Below are 18,661 nucleotides of genomic sequence, written 5' to 3'. Positions count from 1 at the left end.
TGGGTTCAGAAGGCGACGCGCGCGGTGCGGAGCAGCGCGGCAGTCTCAAAAAGGGGCAGACCCATGATACCTGAATGGGAACCGTCGATTCGCTCGATGAACTCGGCGGCGCGCCCCTGGATCGCATACGCGCCGGCCTTGCCGAACGGCTCGCCCGTTTCGACGTAGCGCGCATAGGCGTCGCGCGACGCGGGTGCGAAGCGCACCGACGAGCGCGACAGCGCGGGGGGCAGCAGTTCGCCGTCGGCATCGATCACGGCGACGGCCGTCAGCACCGCGTGTTCGCGGCCGGCGAGGCGCGTCAGCATCGCGAGCGCGTCGTCGGCGTCGGCCGGCTTGCCGAGGATCGCGCCGTCGATCGTGACGGTCGTATCGGCGACCAGCACCGGCGAGGCCGGCTTGCCGCTTGCGACGAGGCGCGCACGCGCAGCCTCGGCCTTGGCGATGGTCACGCGCCGCACGTACGCATCGGCGGCTTCGCCGGGCAGTTCGGCCTCGAGCGCCTCGGCATCCTCGTCGGGGCGCGGCAGCAGCAACTCGAAGCGTACGCCGATCTGCTGCAGCAGCTCCTGGCGGCGCGGGCTTTGCGAAGCGAGGTAAAGGGTCGGGAAAAGCGCGGGGGGCGTGCTGGACGGCATGGTGTCGTTATCTCGGTGTGCGCGCGTGGCGCGCGTCTCGAGGACGACACGTCATGCGCGGTGGTAGGGGTGATTCTGCGTGATGCTCCACGCCCGGTAAAGCTGTTCGGCGAGCAGCACGCGCACCATCCCGTGCGGCAGCGTCATGCTCGAGATGCGCAGCAGCGTGTCGGCACGCGCTTTCAGTTCGGGGTCGAGCCCGTCGGCGCCGCCGATCACGAACGCGACGTCGCGGCCGTCCTGCTGCCAGCCGGGTAGCGCCTGCGCGAGCTGCATCGTGGTCCAGTCGCGGCCGCGCTCGTCGAGCGCGACGAGGCGCGCGCCCTTCGGCAGCGCGGCCTCGATCTTCTGCCGCTCGGCCGCCATCACGCTCTCGGCGCTGCGGCCGCCCGAACGCAGTTCGGGCTTGATCTCGCGCAACTCGATGCGCAGCTCGGGCGGCATCCGCTTCGTGTATTCGTCGAAGCCGGATGCGATCCAGCCCGGCATCTTGTGGCCGACCGCAAGGATGAAAAGCTTCATCGGAAGACGCTTGACGACTCGGGGCTCAACGGCGGCGAGCGGCCGTCTTGCGCGCCGGGCGTGCGGGCGCGGCTTCCTCCTCTTCTTCGTCGTCGCCTTCGCTGGCCGTGGCGAAGCCGTTCCCCTTGCCGCCGCCGAGCTTCATCCGCACGGGCTTGTCGCCCCAGATTTCCTCGAGGTTGTAGTACTGGCGCAGGGCCGGTTGCAGGATGTGCACGACCGCGTCGCCGCAGTCGACGAGCACCCATTCGCCGGTGTCTTCGCCTTCGGAGCTGACGATGTCGCCGCCGGCTTCCTTGACCTTGTCACGCACGCTCGACGCGAGCGCCTTGGTCTGGCGGTTGGAGGTGCCCGAAGCGACGACCACGCGGTCGAACAGTTCGGTCAGGTGGCTGGTGTTGAACACCTTGATGTCTTGCGCCTTGACGTCTTCGAGGGCGTCGACGATCACGCGCTGCAGTTTGCGAATATCCATGGATTCAGGAATGGTAGAGGCGATGTTGAAGAATATAGGCCCATACGGCGGCCGGCACATGCTCGGCCGATGCGTCGGGCATTTGCGCATGGCGCGCGATGCATTCGCGCAGGTGGGCGCGGATGTCGGTCGCGGCAATGTCGAACGAAAGGGTCGTATCGATCAGCAGGTGGCCTGCCGGCGTGGCCTTGAGCACGCCGGCGCCGGCTTGCCGCGCGGTGATTTCCTGCGCGACGTCCGGCGGCGCCGCGCCGAGGTCGAACCCCGGGCGCGTCGACACGCAGATGTGCGCGTAGTCGAACAGCTTGCGCCAGTCGCGCCACGTGTCGAGGCGCACGAGCTGGTCGGCGCCGATCAGCAGCGACAGCGATGCGCCTGGGCCGATCCGCTCGCGCCAGCGCGCGAGTGTCTCGACCGTGTAGGTCGGGCCGGCGTGCTCGATCTCGTCGGTGGCGACGGTCACGGTCACGCCCGGCACGGACAGCGAGCCGGCGGCCGCGCGCGTCATCGCGAGCCGATGCTCGGCGGCCGACACGTCACGCTTCTGGTACGGCTGCCCGGCGGGCAGCAGCACGAGTTCGGTCAGGCCGAGCAGTTCGGCGAACCGACGCGCGAGCGCGAGATGGCCGTCGTGGATCGGGTCGAAAGTGCCGCCCAGCAAGCCGATACGACGCGGCAGCGGGGCGGGGCGGGCGGTGGTGTCCAGAAACGCGTCCTTTGCTTGAGGCAGGGGTCAGACCCAGTCGCGCGGCACGATGAAGTCGCTGTACAGGCGCGCTTCCGGCGAACCCGGCTCGGGCTGCCAGTTGTAGCGCCAGTTCGCGACCGGCGGCATCGACATCAGGATCGACTCGGTCCGGCCGCCGCTTTGCAGGCCGAACAACGTGCCGCGATCGAACACGAGGTTGAATTCGACGTAGCGGCCGCGGCGGTACGCCTGGAAGTCTCGCTCGCGCTCGCCGTACGGCAGCTCGGCGCGGCGCTCGACGATCGGCAGGTAGGCCTGCAGGAACGCGTCGCCGACGCTTTGCATCATGTCAAACGAGCGTTCGAAACCGGGCTCCGAGAAATCGTCGAAGAAGATCCCGCCGATGCCGCGCATCTCGTTGCGGTGCTTCAGGAAGAAATACTCGTCGCACCATTTCTTGAAGCGCGGGTAGAGCTCGACGCCGAACGGGTCGAGCGCGTCCTTGCAGGTCTGGTGGAAATGCCGGGCGTCGTCCTCGAAACCGTACACCGGTGTCAGATCCATGCCGCCGCCGAACCAGAACACGGGCTCTTCGCCCGGTTTCGTCGCGATCAGCATTCGCACGTTCATGTGTACGGTCGGGCAATACGGATTGCGCGGGTGCAGCACCAGCGACACGCCGAGTGCCTCGAAGCCGCGGCCCGCGAGCTGCGGGCGCGCCGCGCTCGCCGACGGCGGCAGCGCATCGCCCGCGACGTCGGAAAAGCCGATCCCCGCGCGTTCGAACACGCGGCCGCCTTCGAGAATCCGCGTGCAGCCGCCGCCGCGCAGGCGTTCGGCCGGCCCGCGTTGCCATGCGTCGGTCGCGAGCGGCGTACCGTCGAGCGCGCCGAGCGCGTCGGCGATGCGTGTCTGCAGGCCCTGGAGGTACGTGCGCACGCGCGCTACGTCGTAGGTCGAATCGGTCATGTCTGGGCTGGGTGCCCCCGCCCGAAGCGGGGGCCGTAAAAAAGGCTTCTGCCGGGCATTCTAACGAACCCCGGCAGAGGGGCCGCCGCCGCGCGCGGGCGGGGCGGCAATTGCAACGTCAGGCGCTCTTGCGGTTGAGCGCGCGGAAGCCGATGTCGCGGCGGTACTGCATGCCTTCGAAATTGATCTGGTTGATCGTCTCGTACGCATGCTGCTGCGCTTCGCGTACCGAATCGGCGAGGCCGACCACGCACAGCACGCGGCCGCCGGACGTCGTCAGCTTGTCGCCGTCGAGCGTCGTGCCTGCATGGAACGTGACGGCCTGTTCGGTCTCGGCCGGGATTCCGTTGATGCGGTCGCCCTTGCGCGGCGCGTCCGGATAACCGTGCGCGGCCAGCACGACGCCCAGCGCGGTGCGGCGGTCCCAGTCGAGCTCGACCGTGTCGAGCGTGCCCGCGATCGCCTGCTCGACGACCTTCGAGAAATCGCTCTTCAGGCGCGCCATGATCGGCTGCGTTTCCGGGTCGCCCATCCGGCAGTTGAACTCGAGCGTGCGCGGATTGCCTTCCTTGTCGATCATCAGGCCCGCATACAGGAAGCCCGTGAAGCGGATGCCGTCCTTCTCCATCCCGCGTACGGTCGGCATGATGATCTCGCGCATCACGCGTGCGTGCATCTGCGGCGTGACGATCGGCGCGGGCGAATATGCACCCATGCCGCCGGTGTTCGGGCCGCGGTCTTCATCCAGCAGGCGCTTGTGGTCCTGGCTGGACGCCAGCGCCAGCGCGTGCTTGCCGTCGACCATCACGATGAAGCTCGCTTCCTCGCCATCGAGGAATTCCTCGATCACGACACGCGCGCCGGCGTCGCCGAGCTTGTTGCCCGACAGCATCATGTCGACGGCTTCGTGCGCTTCTTCCGGCGTCATCGCGACGACGACGCCCTTGCCGGCCGCGAGGCCGTCGGCCTTCACGACGATCGGCGCACCCTTCGCGTCGATGTACGCGTGCGCGGCGGCCACGTCGGAGAACGTTTCGTACTCGGCGGTCGGGATGCCGTGGCGCTTCATGAACGCCTTCGCGAAATCCTTCGAGCTCTCGAGCTGCGCGGCTTCGCGGGTCGGGCCGAAGACCTTCAGGCCGCGCGCGCGGAACAGGTTGACGATGCCGGCCGCGAGCGGCGCTTCCGGCCCGACGAGCGTGAACGCGACGCCTTCGCGTTCCGCGAAATCGGCGAGTTCGTCGAGCGCCGTGATGTCGACGTTCTTCAGGCGCTCGTCCTGCGCCGTGCCGCCATTGCCGGGCGCGACGTAGACCATCTGGACGCGCGGCGACTGCGCGAGCTTCCACGCCAGCGCATGTTCGCGGCCGCCGGAACCGACGACGAGTAGTTTCATGGGATTCCCCGCAGACTAGAAAACAGGGCGGCCGGCACGCTCAGGCGCGCCGGCCGCGGATTCGGTCGGGCCGCCGCCGCGACAGGAACACGGCGGCCGGCACCTCATTCCTCGACGATGACGGCGTTCGTATACACGTCCTGCACGTCGTCGAGGTTCTCGAGCGCGTCGAGGAGCTTCTGCATCTTCGCCGCGTCGTCGCCGGTGAATTCGACTTCGTTCTGCGGCTTCATCGTCACTTCGGCGAGCTCGGCCTTGAAGCCGCCGGCTTCGAGCGCGTCCTTCACCGCCGAGAATGCCTGCCAGTCGCACAGCACTTCGATCGAACCGTCGTCGTTCGTGTTCACGTCGTTCGCGCCGGCTTCGAGCGCGGCTTCCATCAGCGCGTCTTCCGACGTGCCCGGTGCGAACAGGAACTGGCCGACGTGATCGAACATGAACGCGACCGAGCCGTCGGTGCCCATGTTGCCGCCGAACTTCGAGAACGCATGGCGGACTTCCGCGACCGTGCGGGTGCGGTTGTCGGTCAGCGTGTCGACGATGATCGCCGCGCCGCTGATGCCGTAGCCTTCGTAGCGGATTTCCTCGTAGTTCGCGCCATCCGCGCCGCCGACGCCGCGATCGATCGCGCGCTTGACGTTGTCCTTCGGCATGTTCGCGTCGGCCGCCTTGTCGACCGCCAGACGCAGGCGCGGGTTCGAGTTGACGTCACCGCCGCCGAGGCGCGCCGCGACCTGGATTTCCTTGATCAGGCGGGTCCAGATCTTGCCGCGCTTCGCGTCGGCCGCTGCCTTCTTATGCTTGATGTTGGCCCATTTCGAATGACCAGCCATACCTTTCTCCGTGCCCGGGCGCACAGCGCGGGCGATTGTTTCAATGTGTCGTTGAATCGGCGGCCGTTTCGGCGGGCATGAAGCCGCGGGGCCGCGCGTGTCGAGTGGATCGAGATTTTATCACGCGGCGACCGCCGGATCGGGGCCGCCGCGCATGGCCGGACGGCCAGGCGGGCCGTCGCGAGCCGGGCCGCGCGCCGCGCGGCCGTACAGGCGCTCAGTTCTTGGTGCCGAACAGGCGGTCGCCCGCGTCGCCGAGGCCCGGCACGATGTACGCATGCTCGTTCAGGTGCGAATCGAGCGACGCGACGAACAGCTTCACGTCCGGGTGCGCGTCCTGGAACACCTGCACGCCTTCGGGCGCCGCGACCAGCGCGACGAACATGATGTTCGCGGCCGGCACGTTGCGGCGCTTCAGCACGTCGACCGCGTGCACGGCCGAGTAGCCGGTCGCGACCATCGGGTCGCACAGGATGAAGATGCGGTCTTCCAGATCCGGCAGGCGCACCAGGTATTCGACCGGGCGATGGTCGTCGGCGCGATACACGCCGATGTGGCCGACGCGGGCGGACGGAACCAGGTCGAGCAGGCCGTCCGACATCCCGATGCCCGCGCGCAGCACGGGCACGATCGCCAGCTTCTTGCCCGCGATCACCGGCGCGTCGACCTCGACGAGCGGGGTTTCGACCCGCTTGGTCGTGATCGGCAGGTTGCGGGTGATCTCGTAACCCATCAGCAGCGTGATTTCGCGCAGCAGCTCGCGGAACGTGCGCGTGGACGTGTCCTTGTCGCGCATGTGCGTGAGCTTGTGCTGGATCAGCGGGTGATCGGTGATGAAGAGATTCGGGAAACGGCTGTCCTGTTTCATGACGGAGGCGCCTTGGCGGCAAAAGAGGATCGGGGGCGGCGGCGGGCGCAAGCCGGCCGCGCGCTTATGTCCGCAATTTTACCAAGGCGCGCCGCATGATCCGGATAATATCGACGTCTCACGACAATCCGCGCGCCCGCGCCCGCCCGATTGCCCGCCTGACCCGTCCGGGGTCCGTGCGCCGGCGTGATCGGGCCGAGCCGGCGCGTGTCGCCACCAAGGAATCGACGATGGATCTCGGCATCGAAGGAAAGACCGCGCTGGTGTGCGCGGCCAGCAAGGGTCTCGGTCGCGGCTGCGCGGAAGCGCTGGCCGCCGAGGGCGTGAACCTCGTGATCGTCGCGCGCACGCGCGCCACGCTGGAGGAAACCGCGGAGGAGATCCGCGCCGGCGCGAACGTGTCGGTGACCGCGGTCGCCTGCGACATCACGACGCCGGACGGGCGCGCGGCCGCGCTCGCCGCGTGCCCGCAGCCGGACATTCTCGTGACGAATGCCGGCGGCCCGCCGCCCGGCGACTTCCGCGACTTCTCGCACGACGACTGGATCCGCGCGCTCGAATCGAACATGCTGACGCCGATCGAGCTGATCCGCGCGACCGTCGACGGGATGATCGCGCGCGGCTTCGGCCGGATCGTCAACATCACGAGCTCGGCCGTGAAGGCGCCGATCGACGTGCTCGCGCTGTCGAACGGCGCGCGCTCGGGGCTGACCGGCTTCGTCGCGGGGCTGTCGCGCAAGGTCGCGGGGCAGGGCGTGACGATCAACAACCTGTTGCCGGGCCTGTTCGACACCGACCGGATCGCGACCACGCTCGCCGCGTCGGCGAAGGCGCAAGGCGTGACGGTCGACGAGATGCGCGCGCGGCGCACGAAGGACATCCCGGCCGGCCGCCTCGGCACGCGTGCGGAATTCGGCGCGGCGTGCGCGTTCCTGTGCAGCGTGCACGCCGGCTACATCACCGGGCAGAACTGGCTGCTCGACGGCGGCTCGTATCCCGGCACGTTCTGACGCACGCGCCGCCTTTCACGACAACCACCTGAAACGAAGGATCTGGAGATGAGCAAACCCCGCATCGCATTGATTGCGCACGACGCGAAGAAGGACGAGATCGTCGCGCTCGCGGGCGAATTCCGCACGACGCTCGCGCAATGCCGGCTGGTGGCGACCGGCACGACGGGCGGCCGCATCGCGGACGCGCACGGGCTCGAGGTCGAGCGCAAGCTGTCGGGGCCGCTCGGCGGCGACCTGCAGATCGGTGCGGAACTGGCCGACGGCCGCATCGACATCGTCGTGTTCCTGCGCGATCCGATGACCGCGCAGCCGCACGACCCCGACATCACCGCGCTCGTGCGCGCCTGCGACGTGCACGACGTGCCGGTCGCGACCAACGTCGCCACCGCGCGGATGCTGCTCGACGATCTGGCGCGCAACATGCAGGACGTCTGCTGAGGGCTCCCGCGCCCGATTGCCCCTGCTGACGGCAGGGCCATGCACGGATGGCCGCGGCGCGCGAGAATCGTGCGTCGCGACGCGCGCCTGCCGCCCGGTACCCAGATGAGGCCGGCTCCGCGGATCGGCGACCCGGATTTTTCCCTGACCGAATCAGAAACGAGGAGCGAAACGATGCCGAAAGCAATCCGATACGACCAGCCGGGCGGCCCGGACGTGATGAAGTGGGTCGATGTCGAGGTCGGCGAACCGAAGGCAGGTGAAGTCCGCATCCGGCAGCACGCGGTCGGCCTCAACTACATCGACGTTTATTTCCGTACCGGCCTTTACCCGCAAGCGCTGCCCGGCGGTCTCGGGATGGAGGCGGCAGGCGAGGTGACGGCCGTCGGCGAAGGCGTGACCACGTTCAAGGCGGGCGACCGCGTCGCGTACGTCGGGCAGCCGCCGGGCGCCTACGCGCAGGAACGCGTGATGCCGGCCGAGCGGCTCGTGAAGCTGCCGGACGGCATCAGCTACGACGACGCGGCGTCGGTGATGCTGCAGGGCCTGACCGCGCACTACCTGCTGCGCCGCACGTATCCGGTGAAGGCCGGCGACACGATCCTGATCCACGCGGCGGCCGGCGGTGTCGGCCTTCTGGTGTGCCAGTGGGCGAAGGCGCTCGGCGCGACCGTGATCGGGACGGTCGGCTCCGACGAGAAGGCCACACTCGCGAAGGCGCACGGCTGCGACCATCCGATCGTCTACACGCGCGAGAACTTCACGCAGCGCGTGAAGGAGATCACGAACGGCGCCGGCGTGCCGGTCGTCTACGACTCGATCGGCAAGGACACCTACATCGGCTCGCTCGATAGCCTTGCGCCGCTCGGCTATTTCGTCAGCTTCGGCAACGCGTCGGGCCCGCTGCCGCCGATCGACTCGAAGGAATTCTCGTCGCGCGGGTCGCTGTTCTTTACGCGGCCTACGCTGTTCTCGTACATCGCGAAGCGCGCCGATCTCGAATCCGCTGCCGCCGAACTGTTCGACGTGCTGCTGTCGGGCAAGGTGAGGACGAGCATCAACCAGCGCTACCCGCTCGCTGAAGTCGGCCGCGCGCATGAAGATCTCGAAGCGCGCAAGACCACCGGCTCGACGATCCTCGTTCCCTGACCTGCCTCCCCGTGCCGGCGCCATGCCGGCCCGGGCGGGTCCGGGCGGCGCCACGGCGCCGTCCGCCCCGCCTCCCGCCTCCCGGTTCCCGTCGTCCTCCCCCGAATTCCGCGTTTACGCGTTTTTTATACGCGCCCCGATACCTTTGACCCGTCCTTTACGTGCGTTCCCATAAGGTTCTAGTCGTCTGATTTCGACGATGGAGAACAGAAAAATGGATGGGGTATTTATCGGCGCACTGGTGCTCTTCACCGCGCTGATCCTCGGTTTGATTGCCGGTTGCGACAAGCTCGTGCAATACGGTCGCGGGGGGCGAGCATGACCTGGATGCTTTGGCTGGCGGGCGCCTCGACGGCCCTGCTGTTCGCGTATCTCGTCTTTGCGCTGCTGCGCGCGGAGGACATCGAATGAACGCGAACAATCTCTTTCAGACGCTGCTCTTCATTGTCGTGCTGCTGGCGGCGGCCGTGCCTGTCGCGCGCTATCTGTCCGCGGTGATGGACGGCAGCGCGCGCGTCGTGCGCGTGTTCGGGCCGCTCGAGCGCGCGCTGTACCGCATCGCCGGCGTCGACGCCGGCAGCGAGATGAACTGGAAGCAGTACGCGATCGCGACGATCGCGTTCAACGCGCTCGGCGCGCTGTTCCTCTACGGCCTGCTGCGCCTGCAGGGCTTCCTGCCCGGCAACCCGCAGCAGTTCGGTGCGATGACGGTCGACGGCGCGTTCAACACGGCCGTCAGCTTCGTCACCAACACGAACTGGCAGGACTACACGCCCGAGCAGACCGTCAGCTACCTGACGCAGATGCTCGGCCTGACCGTGCAGAACTTCCTGTCGGCGGCAACCGGGATCGTCGTCGTGATCGCGCTGATCCGCGGCTTCGCGCGTCATACCGCGCAGACGATCGGCAACTTCTGGGTCGACCTCACGCGCGTGACGATGTACGTGCTCGTGCCGATGTCGATGATCATCGCCGCGCTGCTGATGAGCCAGGGCGTGATCCAGAACATGAAGTCGTACCAGGACGTGCCGGTGCTGCAGGCGAGCACCTACGCCGCGCCGAAGCTCGACGCACAGGGCAATCCGGTGAAGGACGACAAGGGCAACCCGGTCACGGTGCCGACCCCGCTCACGAAGCAGACGCTCGCGATGGGCCCGGTTGCGTCGCAGGAAGCGATCAAGATGCTCGGCACCAACGGTGGCGGCTTCTTCAACGCGAACTCCGCGCACCCGTACGAGAACCCGACGCCGTTCGCGAACTTCCTGCAGATCTTCGCGATCCTGATCATCCCGGCCGCGCTGTGTCTCGTGTTCGGCCGCATGATCGGCGACCGCCGGCAGGGCATCGCCGTGCTCGCGGCGATGACGGTCGCGTTCGTGCTCGCGATCGGCTTCGAGGTGAGCGCCGAGCAGGCCGGCAACCCGACGCTCGCCGCGCTGCACGTCGACCAGTCGGCGAGCGCGCTGCAGCCGGGCGGCAACATGGAAGGCAAGGAAACGCGCTTCGGCATCGCGCAGACCGGCATCTTCACGGTCGCGACCACGGCCGCGTCGTGCGGCGCCGTCGACACGATGCACGATTCGCTGACGCCGCTCGGCGGCCTCGTGCCGATGCTGCTGATGCAGTTGGGCGAAGTGATCTACGGCGGGGTCGGCTCGGGTCTCTACGGGATGCTCGTGTTCGCGCTGCTCGCGGTGTTCGTCGCCGGCCTGATGATCGGCCGCACGCCGGAATACGTCGGCAAGAAGATCGAGTCGTACGAGATGAAGATGGTGTCGATCGTCGTGCTGCTCACGCCGCTACTGGTGCTGGTGGGCACGTCGATCGCCGTGCTCGCCGATGCGGGCAAGGCCGGCATCGCGAACCCGGGGCCGCACGGCTTCTCGGAAATCCTGTACGCGTTCAGCTCGGCCGCCAACAACAACGGCAGCGCGTTCGCGGGCCTGACGGTCGGCACGCCGTTCTACAACTGGACGACCGCGATCGCGATGTGGTTCGGCCGCTTCGGCACGATCGTGCCGGTGCTGGCGATCGCCGGCTCGCTCGCCGCGAAGAAGCGCATCGCGGCGACGAGCGGCACGCTGCCGACGCACGGTCCGCTGTTCGTCGTGCTGCTGCTCGGCACCGTGCTGCTGGTGGGCGCGCTGACCTACGTGCCGGCGCTCGCGCTCGGCCCGGGCGTCGAGCACCTGATGATGTGGCTGGGCGCGTGATACGCGCCCGCATGGCGACACCTTGAAAAGACTGAAGAGATTGAAGAGATCGCAATGACTCAACATTCCGCAACACGGTCCATGTTCGATCCGGCGCTGCTGCGCCCGGCGATCGTGGACTCGTTCAAGAAACTCACGCCGCGCACGCAGTTCCGCAATCCGGTGATGTTCTGCGTGTACGTCGGCAGCATCCTGACCACGATCCTGTGGATCGCGGCGCTCGCCGGCCAGGCCGAGGCGCCCGCGGGCTTCATCCTCGCGATCGCGCTGTGGCTGTGGTTCACCGTGCTGTTCGCGAACTTCGCCGAAGCGCTCGCCGAAGGGCGCTCGAAGGCGCAGGCCGCGTCGCTGCGCAGCGCGAAGAAGGACGTGATGGCGAAGAAGCTCAACGAGCCGCATCCGAAGTCGCCGATCCGCATCACGACCGCGACCGAGCTGCGCCGTGGCGACGTCGTGCTGGTCGAAGCGGGCGATGTGATCCCCGCCGACGGCGAGGTGGTCGACGGCGTCGCGTCGGTCGACGAATCGGCGATCACCGGCGAATCCGCGCCGGTGATCCGCGAATCGGGCGGCGACTTCTCGTCGGTGACGGGCGGCACGCGCGTGCTGTCGGACTGGATCGTCGTCAAGGTCACCGCGAACCCGGGCGAGGCGTTCCTCGACCGGATGATCGCGATGGTCGAGGGCGCGAAGCGCAAGAAGACGCCGAACGAGATCGCGCTGACGATCCTGCTCGTCGCGCTGACGATCGTGATGCTGCTCGCGACCGCGACGCTGCTGCCGTTCTCGATGTTCTCGGTCGAAGCGATGAAGGCCGGCCACGTGGTGACGATCACCGCGCTCGTCGCGCTGCTCGTGTGCCTGATCCCGACGACGATCGGCGGCCTGTTGTCCGCGATCGGCGTGGCCGGGATGAGCCGGATGATGCAGGCCAACGTGATCGCGACGTCGGGCCGCGCGGTGGAAGCCGCCGGCGACGTCGACGTGCTGCTGCTCGACAAGACCGGCACGATCACGCTCGGCAACCGCCAGGCATCGACGTTCGTGCCGGCGCCGGGCGTGACCGAGGAGGCGCTGGCCGATGCCGCGCAACTGTCGTCGCTCGCCGACGAAACGCCGGAAGGCCGCAGCATCGTCGTGCTCGCGAAGGAGCGCTTCAACATTCGCCAGCGCGACATGGGGCAACTGCACGCGACGTTCATCGGCTTTTCCGCGCAGACGCGGATGAGCGGCGTCGATCTGCCCGGCCGCGAGATCCGCAAGGGTGCGGCCGACGCGATCCGCAACTACGTCGAGACGCATGGCAGCCGCTTCCCGGAAGAAGTGCGCCGCGCGGTCGATGAGGTCGCGCGCCGCGGCAGCACGCCGCTCGTCGTCGCCGACCTGCATGAAGGCGCGGCGCGCGTGCTCGGCGTGATCGAGCTGAAGGACATCGTGAAGGGCGGCATCAAGGAGCGCTTCGCGGAACTGCGCAAGATGGGCATCAAGACCGTGATGGTGACGGGCGACAACCGGCTGACGGCCGCGGCGATTGCAGCGGAAGCGGGTGTCGACGATTTCCTCGCGGAAGCGACGCCGGAAACCAAGCTCGCGACGATCCGCGAACACCAGGCCGCGGGGCGCCTCGTCGCGATGACCGGCGACGGCACCAACGACGCGCCGGCGCTCGCGCAGGCCGACGTCGCCGTGGCGATGAACACCGGCACGCAGGCGGCGAAGGAAGCCGGCAACATGGTCGACCTCGACTCGAACCCGACGAAGCTGATCGAGATCGTCGAGATCGGCAAGCAGATGCTGATGACGCGCGGTTCGTTGACGACGTTCTCGATCGCGAACGATATCGCGAAGTACTTCGCGATCATCCCGGCCGCGTTCGTGACGACCTACCCGCAGCTGCGCGTGCTCGACATCATGCACCTGACGTCGCCGGCGTCGGCGATCCTGTCGGCGGTGATCTTCAATGCGCTGATCATCGTCGCGCTGATTCCGCTGGCGCTGAAGGGCGTCACGTACCGGCCGCTCGGCGCGGCGTCGCTCCTGCGCCGCAACCTGCTGGTGTACGGCCTCGGCGGCGTACTGCTGCCGTTCCCGTTCATCAAGCTGATCGACATGACGCTCGCTGCACTCGGCTGGGCCTGAGCCGGCCGTATTTGAAGGAAACATCATGAAAACGTTGATTCGTCCGCTCGTCGTGCTCTTTGTCGTCCTGACTGCCGTGACGGGGCTCGCCTACCCGGCCGTGATGACCGTGTTCGGCCAGGCCGTGTTCCCGTCGCAGTCGAACGGCAGCCTGATCGAGAAGGACGGCAAGGCGGTCGGCTCCGCACTGATCGGCCAGCCGTTCGATGCGCCGAAGTACTTCTGGGGCCGCCTGTCGGCCACGACGCCGATGCCGTACAACGCGACCGGCTCCGGCGGCTCGAACCTGGGCCCGCTGAACTCGTCGCTCGCCGACCAGGTGAAGGGGCGCATCGCCGCGCTGCGCGACGCGGGCACCGACATGTCGAAGCCGGTGCCGGTCGACCTCGTGACGGCGTCGGCCAGCGGCCTCGATCCGGAAATCACGCCGGCCGCCGCCGCGTACCAGGTCGAGCGCGTCGCGAAGGCGCGCAACCTGGCGCCCGACGCGGTCGCGCAGCTCGTCGCCGCGAACACGAAGGGCCGCCAGTTCGGCGTGTTCGGCGAACCGCGCGTGAACGTGCTGCAGCTGAACCTCGCGCTCGACGCGGCGCAGGCTGCGCACTGACCGCGCATCCGGGTTTCCGGCGGCAACCGGCGTCCGGCGCGGCCCGATCCGCGCCGGACGCGTCTTTTCCCGACGGCGCATGCGCCGTCTTTGCCTTTTGCGGCGATTTGGAACAACAATGCTCGTACTCGCGCGCATCCGGGCGCTCCGCCTTTCTGACGCATGAATCGTCCCGATCCAGACCAACTCCTCGACAAGCTGCAGCGTGACGAAGAAAAGCAGCGGCGCGGCCAGCTCAAGATCTTCTTCGGCGCATCGGCCGGTGTCGGCAAGACTTACGCGATGCTGCAGGCCGCGCGCCAGCGCCTGCAGGAAGGCGTCGACGTCGTCGTCGGCATCGTCGAGACCCACGGGCGCAGCGAAACCGCCGCGCTGCTCGACGGCCTCGACGTGCTGCCGCTCGCGCGCATCGACTATCGCGGCCGCACGCTCGCCGAATTCGATCTCGACGGCGCGCTCGCGCGTGAGCCGCAACTGATCCTCGTCGACGAGCTCGCGCATTCGAACGTGCAGGGCGCGCGGCACCTGAAGCGCTGGCAGGATGTGTACGAGCTGCTCGACGCGGGCATCGACGTCTACACGACCGTCAACGTCCAGCACCTCGAAAGCCTGAACGACGTGGTCGGCGCGATCACCGGCATCCGCGTGTGGGAGACGGTGCCCGACCGCGTGTTCGACGCGGCCGACGAAGTCACGCTCGTCGACCTGCCGGCCGAGGAGCTGCTCGAGCGGATGCGCGACGGCAAGGTCTATCTCGCGCAGCAGGCCGAGCGTGCGGTGCGCAACTTCTTCCGCAAGGGCAACCTGATCGCGCTGCGCGAACTGGCGCTGCGGCGCACGGCCGATCGCGTCGACGCGCAGATGCGCGAGTATCGCGCCGATCGTTCGATCCAGCGCATCTGGCAGGCCCGCGAGCGGCTGCTCGTGTGCGTCGGTCCCGGCCCCGAGGCGCCGACGCTCGTGCGGGCGGCCGCGCGGCTCGCCGCGAGCCTGAAGGCCGACTGGATCGCCGTCTATGTGGAGACGCCGCGCCTGCAGCGGCTGCCCGATGCGCGACGGCAGCGCACGCTCGACGCGCTGAAGCTCGCGGCCGAGCTCGGCGCGGAGACGGCCACGCTCGCCGGCGCCGACGCGGTTGCCGCGCTGATCGGCTATGCGAAGGTGCGCAACGTGTCGAAGATCGTCGCGGGCGGCTCGCCGAAGGTCGGGCTCGTGCGCCGCTTCGTGCGGCCGTTCGGCGAGAAGCTGGCCGAGCGCGCGGGCGACGTCGACTTGATGCTGATCCGTGCGTCCGCGAGCGACGAGGCGCGCGCGGCACCGCTGGACGCACGTGCGCGCGACTGGCGTGACGCGTTCGCGCAGTTCGGCACGCACCGTTCGCCGCCGCGGCACTACGCGTATGCGGCCGCGATCTGCGCGGCGATCACGGTCGTCGCGAGCCTCGTGTCCGAGCGGCTCGACCTCACGAACCTCGTGATGCTGTACCTGCTCGGCGTCGTGTTCTCGGCCGTGCGGCTCGGGCGCGGCCCGGGCGTGCTGCAGTCGTTCCTGTCGGTGGCCGCGTTCGATTACTTCTTCGTGCCGCCGCGCATGTCGTTCTCGGTCAGCGACACGCAATACCTGCTGACCTTCTTCGGGATGCTGCTGACGTCGCTCGTGATCAGCCACCTGACGTCGACGCTGACGCGCCAGGCGAGCGTCGCGCAGCGCCGCGAGCGCCGCACCGGCGCGATCTATGCGATGGCGCGCGAGCTGGGCGCGGCGCTGACGACCGAGCAGATCGTCGAGATCGGCAGCCGTCACGTGGGCGAGGTGTTCCGCGCGCGCGTCGCGTTCCTGTTGCCCGACAGTGCGGACAAGGTGCGGCAGAAGATCGAGGAGCCCGATGCGGCCGTCACGCTGACGGGCGCCGATCTCGACAGCGACGTCGGCCAGTGGGTATACGACCAGCAGAAGCCGGCCGGCCGCGGCACCGATACGTTGCCCGCGACGGCCGCGCTGTACCTGCCGCTGAAGGCGCCGATGCGTACGCGCGGCGTGCTCGCGGTCGCGTCGCGCGAGCCGCGCGAACTCGAGGTGCCGGAGCAGCAGCGGATGCTCGACGCGTTCGCCGCGCAGATCGCGCTCGCGCTCGAACGCGTGCACTACGTCGAGATCGCGCGCGACGCGCTCGTCAACATGGAATCCGAGCGGCTACGCAACTCGCTGCTGTCGGCGATCTCGCACGACCTGCGCACGCCGCTCACGACGATCGTCGGCTTCTCGTCGATGCTCGCGAACGGGCGCGCGGCCGCGCAGGGGGGCGACGCCGCGGCGGCCGAACGCTTTGCGCAGCGCGAGGGCGAACTCGTCGACGCGATCCACGACGAGGCGCTGCGGATGACGGGCATCGTCACGAACCTGCTCGACATGGCGCGGCTGCAGGCCGGCAGCCTGCAGTTGAAGCGCCAGTGGTCGCTGCTCGAGGAAACCGTCGGCGCCGCGCTCGCCGCCTGCAAGCGCGTGCTTGCGCGCCATCCGGCGCGCGTCGTGCTGCCGGCCGACCTGCCGCTCCTGCAGATGGACGCGGTGCTGATGGAGCGCCTGTTCACCAACCTGTTCGAGAATGCGGCGAAGTACACGCCGGCCGATACGCCGCTCGACATCGGCGCCGAGCGCGTGAGCGACGACGGGCTGCCGTTCGTGCGCGTGCTCGTCGACGATTACGGTCCCGGCCTGCCGGCCGGGATGGAAACGCGGATTTTCGACAAGTTCACGCGCGGCGAGAAGGAATCGGCGACGCCGGGCATCGGCCTCGGCCTCGCGATCTGCCGCGCGATCGTCGAAGCGCACGGCGGTAAAATCGGCGCGTTCAACCGTACGGCACCCGACGGCCACGTGACGGGCGCGCGTTTCTGGTTCACGCTGCCGGTCGAGACACCGCCGGCCGCGCCTGCCGTACCCGACGACGAACCCGAAGTGCCGGGTGCGTCGTCCCCATCCGAATCATTGCCAGATCATGAGTGAACCCAGCCTGACCGTCGTCCTGATCGAGGACGAAAAGCAGATCCGCCGTTTCGTGCGCGCCGCGCTCGAGGAGGAGGACATCGCGGTGTTCGAGGCCGAGACGGGCAAGCAGGGGCTGATCGACGCGGCGACGCGCAAGCCCGATCTCGTGATCGTCGACCTCGGCCTGCCCGATACCGACGGCCTCGACGTGATCCGGGAATTGCGCGGCTGGTCCGAGGTGCCGGTGATCGTGCTGTCCGCGCGCACGCAGGAAGAAGAGAAGGTCGCGGCGCTCGATGCGGGCGCCGACGATTACCTGACCAAGCCGTTCGGCGTGTCCGAACTGCGCGCGCGGATTCGCGCGCAACTGCGCCGGCGCAACCAGGGCGGCGCGAACGAGTCGCCGAAGGTGACCTTCGGCACCGTGACCGTCGATCTCGCGCTGCGCCAGGTGTGGCGCGACAACGAGATCGTGCATCTGACGCCGCTCGAATACCGGCTGCTCGCGACGCTCGTGCGGCACGCGGGACGCGTGCTCACGCACCGCCAGCTGCTGCGCGACGTGTGGGGGCCGTCGCACGTCGAAAGCCACCACTATTTGCGCATCTACATGGCGCACCTGCGCCAGAAGCTCGAGCGCGACCCGGCGCAACCCGAGTACATCGTGACGGAGACGGGCGTCGGCTACCGGCTGGTCGGCGCCGCATGACGGGCGTAGCCGCGGCGCAACGGCGCCCGTGCGCGTGACGTCGCGTGCCGGCAGGGTTGCGCCGGCGCGACAGTCTCGCGGCCGGCGCGCGCGTTGCACACCCGGCGCTCATTCCCCGTTATCCTGACCGTTCCGCGAACGAAAACGAGGAGCGTGCAATGTCCGTCCGTCTGGTCGTCATCTGTGCGCTGGCGCTTGCCGCGTCTGGCGCGTTCGCCCAACCGCTGCCGCCCGGGCAGCAACCGTCGTCGCAGCAGCAGGCGATGGCCAATCCCGCGTCGGTCAATTGCGCCAAGCTCGGCGGCCGTCACACGACCCGCAACCTGTCGAGCGGGCAGGTCGGCATGTGCGTGTTCAAGGATGGCCGCGTGTGCGAGGAGTGGGCGCTGTACCGCGACGACCGCTGCGTCGCCGGCGTCACGCCGAAGCGCGTGTCGAACTGAGCGGGCCTGGCCGATCGCGCCCCCGATCGGCCGCCGGCCACGCGCCGTGTCCGTAAGCATCTTGTTATACTCGGCGCCGCCCGGGGACGACCCCGGGTCATTCGCTTCAACGGGGACGGCCCCATCCGATACGGAGTACGTCGAGATGGCGTGGGTATTGTTGTTCATTGCCGGTTTGCTGGAAGTGGCCTGGGCGGCCGGCATGAAATCGTCGGACGGCTTCACGAAGCTCGGTCCGTCGGTGTTTACGATCGTGACGGCGCTGGCCAGCTTCGGGCTGCTCGCGGTCGCGATGCGCCAGTTGCCGCTCGGCACCGCGTACGCGGTATGGACCGGCATCGGCGCGGTCGGTGCGTTCGTGTTCGGCATCGTGATGATGGGCGAGGCGCTGACCGTCGCGCGCGTCGCGAGCGCCGTGCTGATCGTCGCGGGGCTGATCGGCCTGAAGCTGTCGTCGGCTGCGTAACAATGGCACCCGGGCGCGCGCACCCGGTTGCCGCACCGCGGAATTGCGCCGGCCGCGCGCCTGGCCTGTCTATAATGGAACGCATTCGGGCCTGAACACCGTCGTGC

The 18,661-nt window shown here is 68.5% G+C and carries 20 protein-coding genes; 12 read left to right on the top strand and 8 right to left on the bottom strand.

Annotation, left to right across the window (positions count from 1 at the left end; translation table 11 throughout):
* Positions 1–5: 5 nt before the first annotated feature.
* The 8 genes from LGM56_RS25430 to upp form a co-directional block, all read right to left on the bottom strand.
* Positions 6–638: a Maf family protein gene (locus LGM56_RS25430; RefSeq protein WP_226207077.1), complete on the bottom strand. Its 633-nt coding sequence runs from the start codon at positions 636–638 to the stop codon at positions 6–8.
* Positions 639–689: 51 nt separating this feature from the next.
* Positions 690–1,160, bottom strand: coding sequence for a 23S rRNA (pseudouridine(1915)-N(3))-methyltransferase RlmH (gene rlmH / locus LGM56_RS25425; protein WP_011352746.1), 471 nt, complete (start codon positions 1,158–1,160; stop codon positions 690–692).
* Between the two features lie 25 nt (positions 1,161–1,185).
* The gene (gene rsfS / locus LGM56_RS25420) at positions 1,186–1,635 is read right to left on the bottom strand and encodes a ribosome silencing factor (protein WP_089495355.1); all 450 of its coding nucleotides are present in this window, start codon (positions 1,633–1,635) and stop codon (positions 1,186–1,188) included.
* Positions 1,636–1,639: 4 nt separating this feature from the next.
* Positions 1,640–2,365 carry a nicotinate-nucleotide adenylyltransferase gene (locus tag LGM56_RS25415; protein WP_226207185.1) on the bottom strand — a complete coding sequence of 242 codons (726 nt, stop codon included), beginning with the start codon at positions 2,363–2,365 and terminating at the stop codon, positions 1,640–1,642.
* A 3-nt stretch (positions 2,366–2,368) separates the two neighbouring features.
* The gene (gene hemF, locus LGM56_RS25410; protein WP_039370475.1) at positions 2,369–3,292 is read right to left on the bottom strand and encodes an oxygen-dependent coproporphyrinogen oxidase; all 924 of its coding nucleotides are present in this window, start codon (positions 3,290–3,292) and stop codon (positions 2,369–2,371) included.
* A gap of 118 nt (positions 3,293–3,410) precedes the next feature.
* Complete coding sequence (gene purD / locus LGM56_RS25405) at positions 3,411–4,688, bottom strand: phosphoribosylamine--glycine ligase (protein WP_069248503.1); 1,278 nt, start codon at positions 4,686–4,688, stop codon at positions 3,411–3,413.
* 104 nt (positions 4,689–4,792) lie between these two features.
* Positions 4,793–5,521 carry a YebC/PmpR family DNA-binding transcriptional regulator gene (locus tag LGM56_RS25400; RefSeq protein ID WP_011352741.1) on the bottom strand — a complete coding sequence of 243 codons (729 nt, stop codon included), beginning with the start codon at positions 5,519–5,521 and terminating at the stop codon, positions 4,793–4,795.
* 217 nt (positions 5,522–5,738) lie between these two features.
* On the bottom strand, positions 5,739–6,389 hold the full coding sequence (gene upp / locus LGM56_RS25395) for a uracil phosphoribosyltransferase (RefSeq protein WP_011352740.1): 651 nt from the start codon (positions 6,387–6,389) through the stop codon (positions 5,739–5,741).
* Positions 6,390–6,619: 230 nt separating this feature from the next.
* Between upp and LGM56_RS25390 the strand changes: the two genes are divergently transcribed.
* The 12 genes from LGM56_RS25390 (at position 6,620) to sugE (ending at position 18,554) form a co-directional block, all read left to right on the top strand.
* On the top strand, positions 6,620–7,399 hold the full coding sequence (locus LGM56_RS25390) for an SDR family oxidoreductase (RefSeq protein WP_226207076.1): 780 nt from the start codon (positions 6,620–6,622) through the stop codon (positions 7,397–7,399).
* A gap of 48 nt (positions 7,400–7,447) precedes the next feature.
* Complete coding sequence (locus LGM56_RS25385; protein ID WP_043188929.1) at positions 7,448–7,840, top strand: methylglyoxal synthase; 393 nt, start codon at positions 7,448–7,450, stop codon at positions 7,838–7,840.
* Between the two features lie 174 nt (positions 7,841–8,014).
* A complete protein-coding gene (locus tag LGM56_RS25380; RefSeq protein WP_226207075.1) occupies positions 8,015–8,989 on the top strand; it encodes a quinone oxidoreductase family protein in 975 nt (324 codons plus the stop codon).
* A gap of 199 nt (positions 8,990–9,188) precedes the next feature.
* Positions 9,189–9,311 (top strand): hypothetical protein, encoded by a 123-nt coding sequence (locus LGM56_RS36840; RefSeq protein WP_256093628.1) that lies wholly within the window; start codon positions 9,189–9,191, stop codon positions 9,309–9,311.
* On the top strand, positions 9,308–9,400 hold the full coding sequence (gene kdpF / locus LGM56_RS25375; protein ID WP_006752209.1) for a K(+)-transporting ATPase subunit F: 93 nt from the start codon (positions 9,308–9,310) through the stop codon (positions 9,398–9,400). The genes LGM56_RS36840 and kdpF overlap by 4 nt, the downstream gene beginning before the upstream one ends.
* Positions 9,397–11,202 carry a potassium-transporting ATPase subunit KdpA gene (gene kdpA, locus LGM56_RS25370; RefSeq protein WP_089495351.1) on the top strand — a complete coding sequence of 602 codons (1,806 nt, stop codon included), beginning with the start codon at positions 9,397–9,399 and terminating at the stop codon, positions 11,200–11,202. The genes kdpF and kdpA overlap by 4 nt, the downstream gene beginning before the upstream one ends.
* Positions 11,203–11,256: 54 nt before the next feature.
* Positions 11,257–13,341, top strand: coding sequence for a potassium-transporting ATPase subunit KdpB (gene kdpB, locus LGM56_RS25365; RefSeq protein ID WP_226198831.1), 2,085 nt, complete (start codon positions 11,257–11,259; stop codon positions 13,339–13,341).
* Positions 13,342–13,366: 25 nt separating this feature from the next.
* On the top strand, positions 13,367–13,948 hold the full coding sequence (gene kdpC, locus LGM56_RS25360) for a potassium-transporting ATPase subunit KdpC (RefSeq protein WP_226207074.1): 582 nt from the start codon (positions 13,367–13,369) through the stop codon (positions 13,946–13,948).
* Positions 13,949–14,110: 162 nt separating this feature from the next.
* Positions 14,111–16,954, top strand: a complete 2,844-nt coding sequence (locus tag LGM56_RS25355) for a DUF4118 domain-containing protein (RefSeq protein WP_226207073.1) — start codon at positions 14,111–14,113, stop codon at positions 16,952–16,954.
* Entirely contained in the window at positions 16,947–17,645 is a 699-nt protein-coding gene (kdpE, locus tag LGM56_RS25350; RefSeq protein WP_039370506.1) for a two-component system response regulator KdpE, read from the top strand. Before LGM56_RS25355 ends, kdpE begins: the two co-directional genes overlap by 8 nt.
* A 158-nt stretch (positions 17,646–17,803) precedes the next feature.
* Positions 17,804–18,088, top strand: a complete 285-nt coding sequence (locus LGM56_RS25345) for a DUF333 domain-containing protein (RefSeq protein WP_089431503.1) — start codon at positions 17,804–17,806, stop codon at positions 18,086–18,088.
* 145 nt (positions 18,089–18,233) lie between these two features.
* A complete protein-coding gene (gene sugE, locus LGM56_RS25340) occupies positions 18,234–18,554 on the top strand; it encodes a quaternary ammonium compound efflux SMR transporter SugE (RefSeq protein WP_089425993.1) in 321 nt (106 codons plus the stop codon).
* The last annotated feature ends 107 nt before the right edge of the window (positions 18,555–18,661 follow it).

It is taken from the genome of Burkholderia sp. AU38729, from assembly GCF_020419725.1.
Classification (GTDB): Bacteria; Pseudomonadota; Gammaproteobacteria; order Burkholderiales; family Burkholderiaceae; genus Burkholderia.
The sequence above is the reverse complement of the archived record's forward strand: the minus strand, read 5'-3'. Positions and strand labels throughout refer to the sequence as shown.

Bases quoted from the DNA above. Each gene is read 5' to 3' on its own strand.
- LGM56_RS25430 (WP_226207077.1), bottom strand. From the start codon at position 638: ATGCCGTCCAGCACGCCCCCCGCGCTTTTCCCGACCCTTTACCTCGCT.
- rlmH (WP_011352746.1), bottom strand. From the start codon at position 1,160: ATGAAGCTTTTCATCCTTGCGGTCGGCCACAAGATGCCGGGCTGGATC.
- rsfS (WP_089495355.1), bottom strand. From the start codon at position 1,635: ATGGATATTCGCAAACTGCAGCGCGTGATCGTCGACGCCCTCGAAGAC.
- hemF (WP_039370475.1), bottom strand. From the start codon at position 3,292: ATGACCGATTCGACCTACGACGTAGCGCGCGTGCGCACGTACCTCCAG.
- purD (WP_069248503.1), bottom strand. From the start codon at position 4,688: ATGAAACTACTCGTCGTCGGTTCCGGCGGCCGCGAACATGCGCTGGCG.
- LGM56_RS25400 (WP_011352741.1), bottom strand. From the start codon at position 5,521: ATGGCTGGTCATTCGAAATGGGCCAACATCAAGCATAAGAAGGCAGCG.
- upp (WP_011352740.1), bottom strand. From the start codon at position 6,389: ATGAAACAGGACAGCCGTTTCCCGAATCTCTTCATCACCGATCACCCG.
- LGM56_RS25390 (WP_226207076.1), top strand. From the start codon at position 6,620: ATGGATCTCGGCATCGAAGGAAAGACCGCGCTGGTGTGCGCGGCCAGC.
- LGM56_RS25385 (WP_043188929.1), top strand. From the start codon at position 7,448: ATGAGCAAACCCCGCATCGCATTGATTGCGCACGACGCGAAGAAGGAC.
- LGM56_RS25380 (WP_226207075.1), top strand. From the start codon at position 8,015: ATGCCGAAAGCAATCCGATACGACCAGCCGGGCGGCCCGGACGTGATG.
- LGM56_RS36840 (WP_256093628.1), top strand. From the start codon at position 9,189: ATGGAGAACAGAAAAATGGATGGGGTATTTATCGGCGCACTGGTGCTC.
- kdpF (WP_006752209.1), top strand. From the start codon at position 9,308: ATGACCTGGATGCTTTGGCTGGCGGGCGCCTCGACGGCCCTGCTGTTC.
- kdpA (WP_089495351.1), top strand. From the start codon at position 9,397: ATGAACGCGAACAATCTCTTTCAGACGCTGCTCTTCATTGTCGTGCTG.
- kdpB (WP_226198831.1), top strand. From the start codon at position 11,257: ATGACTCAACATTCCGCAACACGGTCCATGTTCGATCCGGCGCTGCTG.
- kdpC (WP_226207074.1), top strand. From the start codon at position 13,367: ATGAAAACGTTGATTCGTCCGCTCGTCGTGCTCTTTGTCGTCCTGACT.
- LGM56_RS25355 (WP_226207073.1), top strand. From the start codon at position 14,111: ATGAATCGTCCCGATCCAGACCAACTCCTCGACAAGCTGCAGCGTGAC.
- kdpE (WP_039370506.1), top strand. From the start codon at position 16,947: ATGAGTGAACCCAGCCTGACCGTCGTCCTGATCGAGGACGAAAAGCAG.
- LGM56_RS25345 (WP_089431503.1), top strand. From the start codon at position 17,804: ATGTCCGTCCGTCTGGTCGTCATCTGTGCGCTGGCGCTTGCCGCGTCT.
- sugE (WP_089425993.1), top strand. From the start codon at position 18,234: ATGGCGTGGGTATTGTTGTTCATTGCCGGTTTGCTGGAAGTGGCCTGG.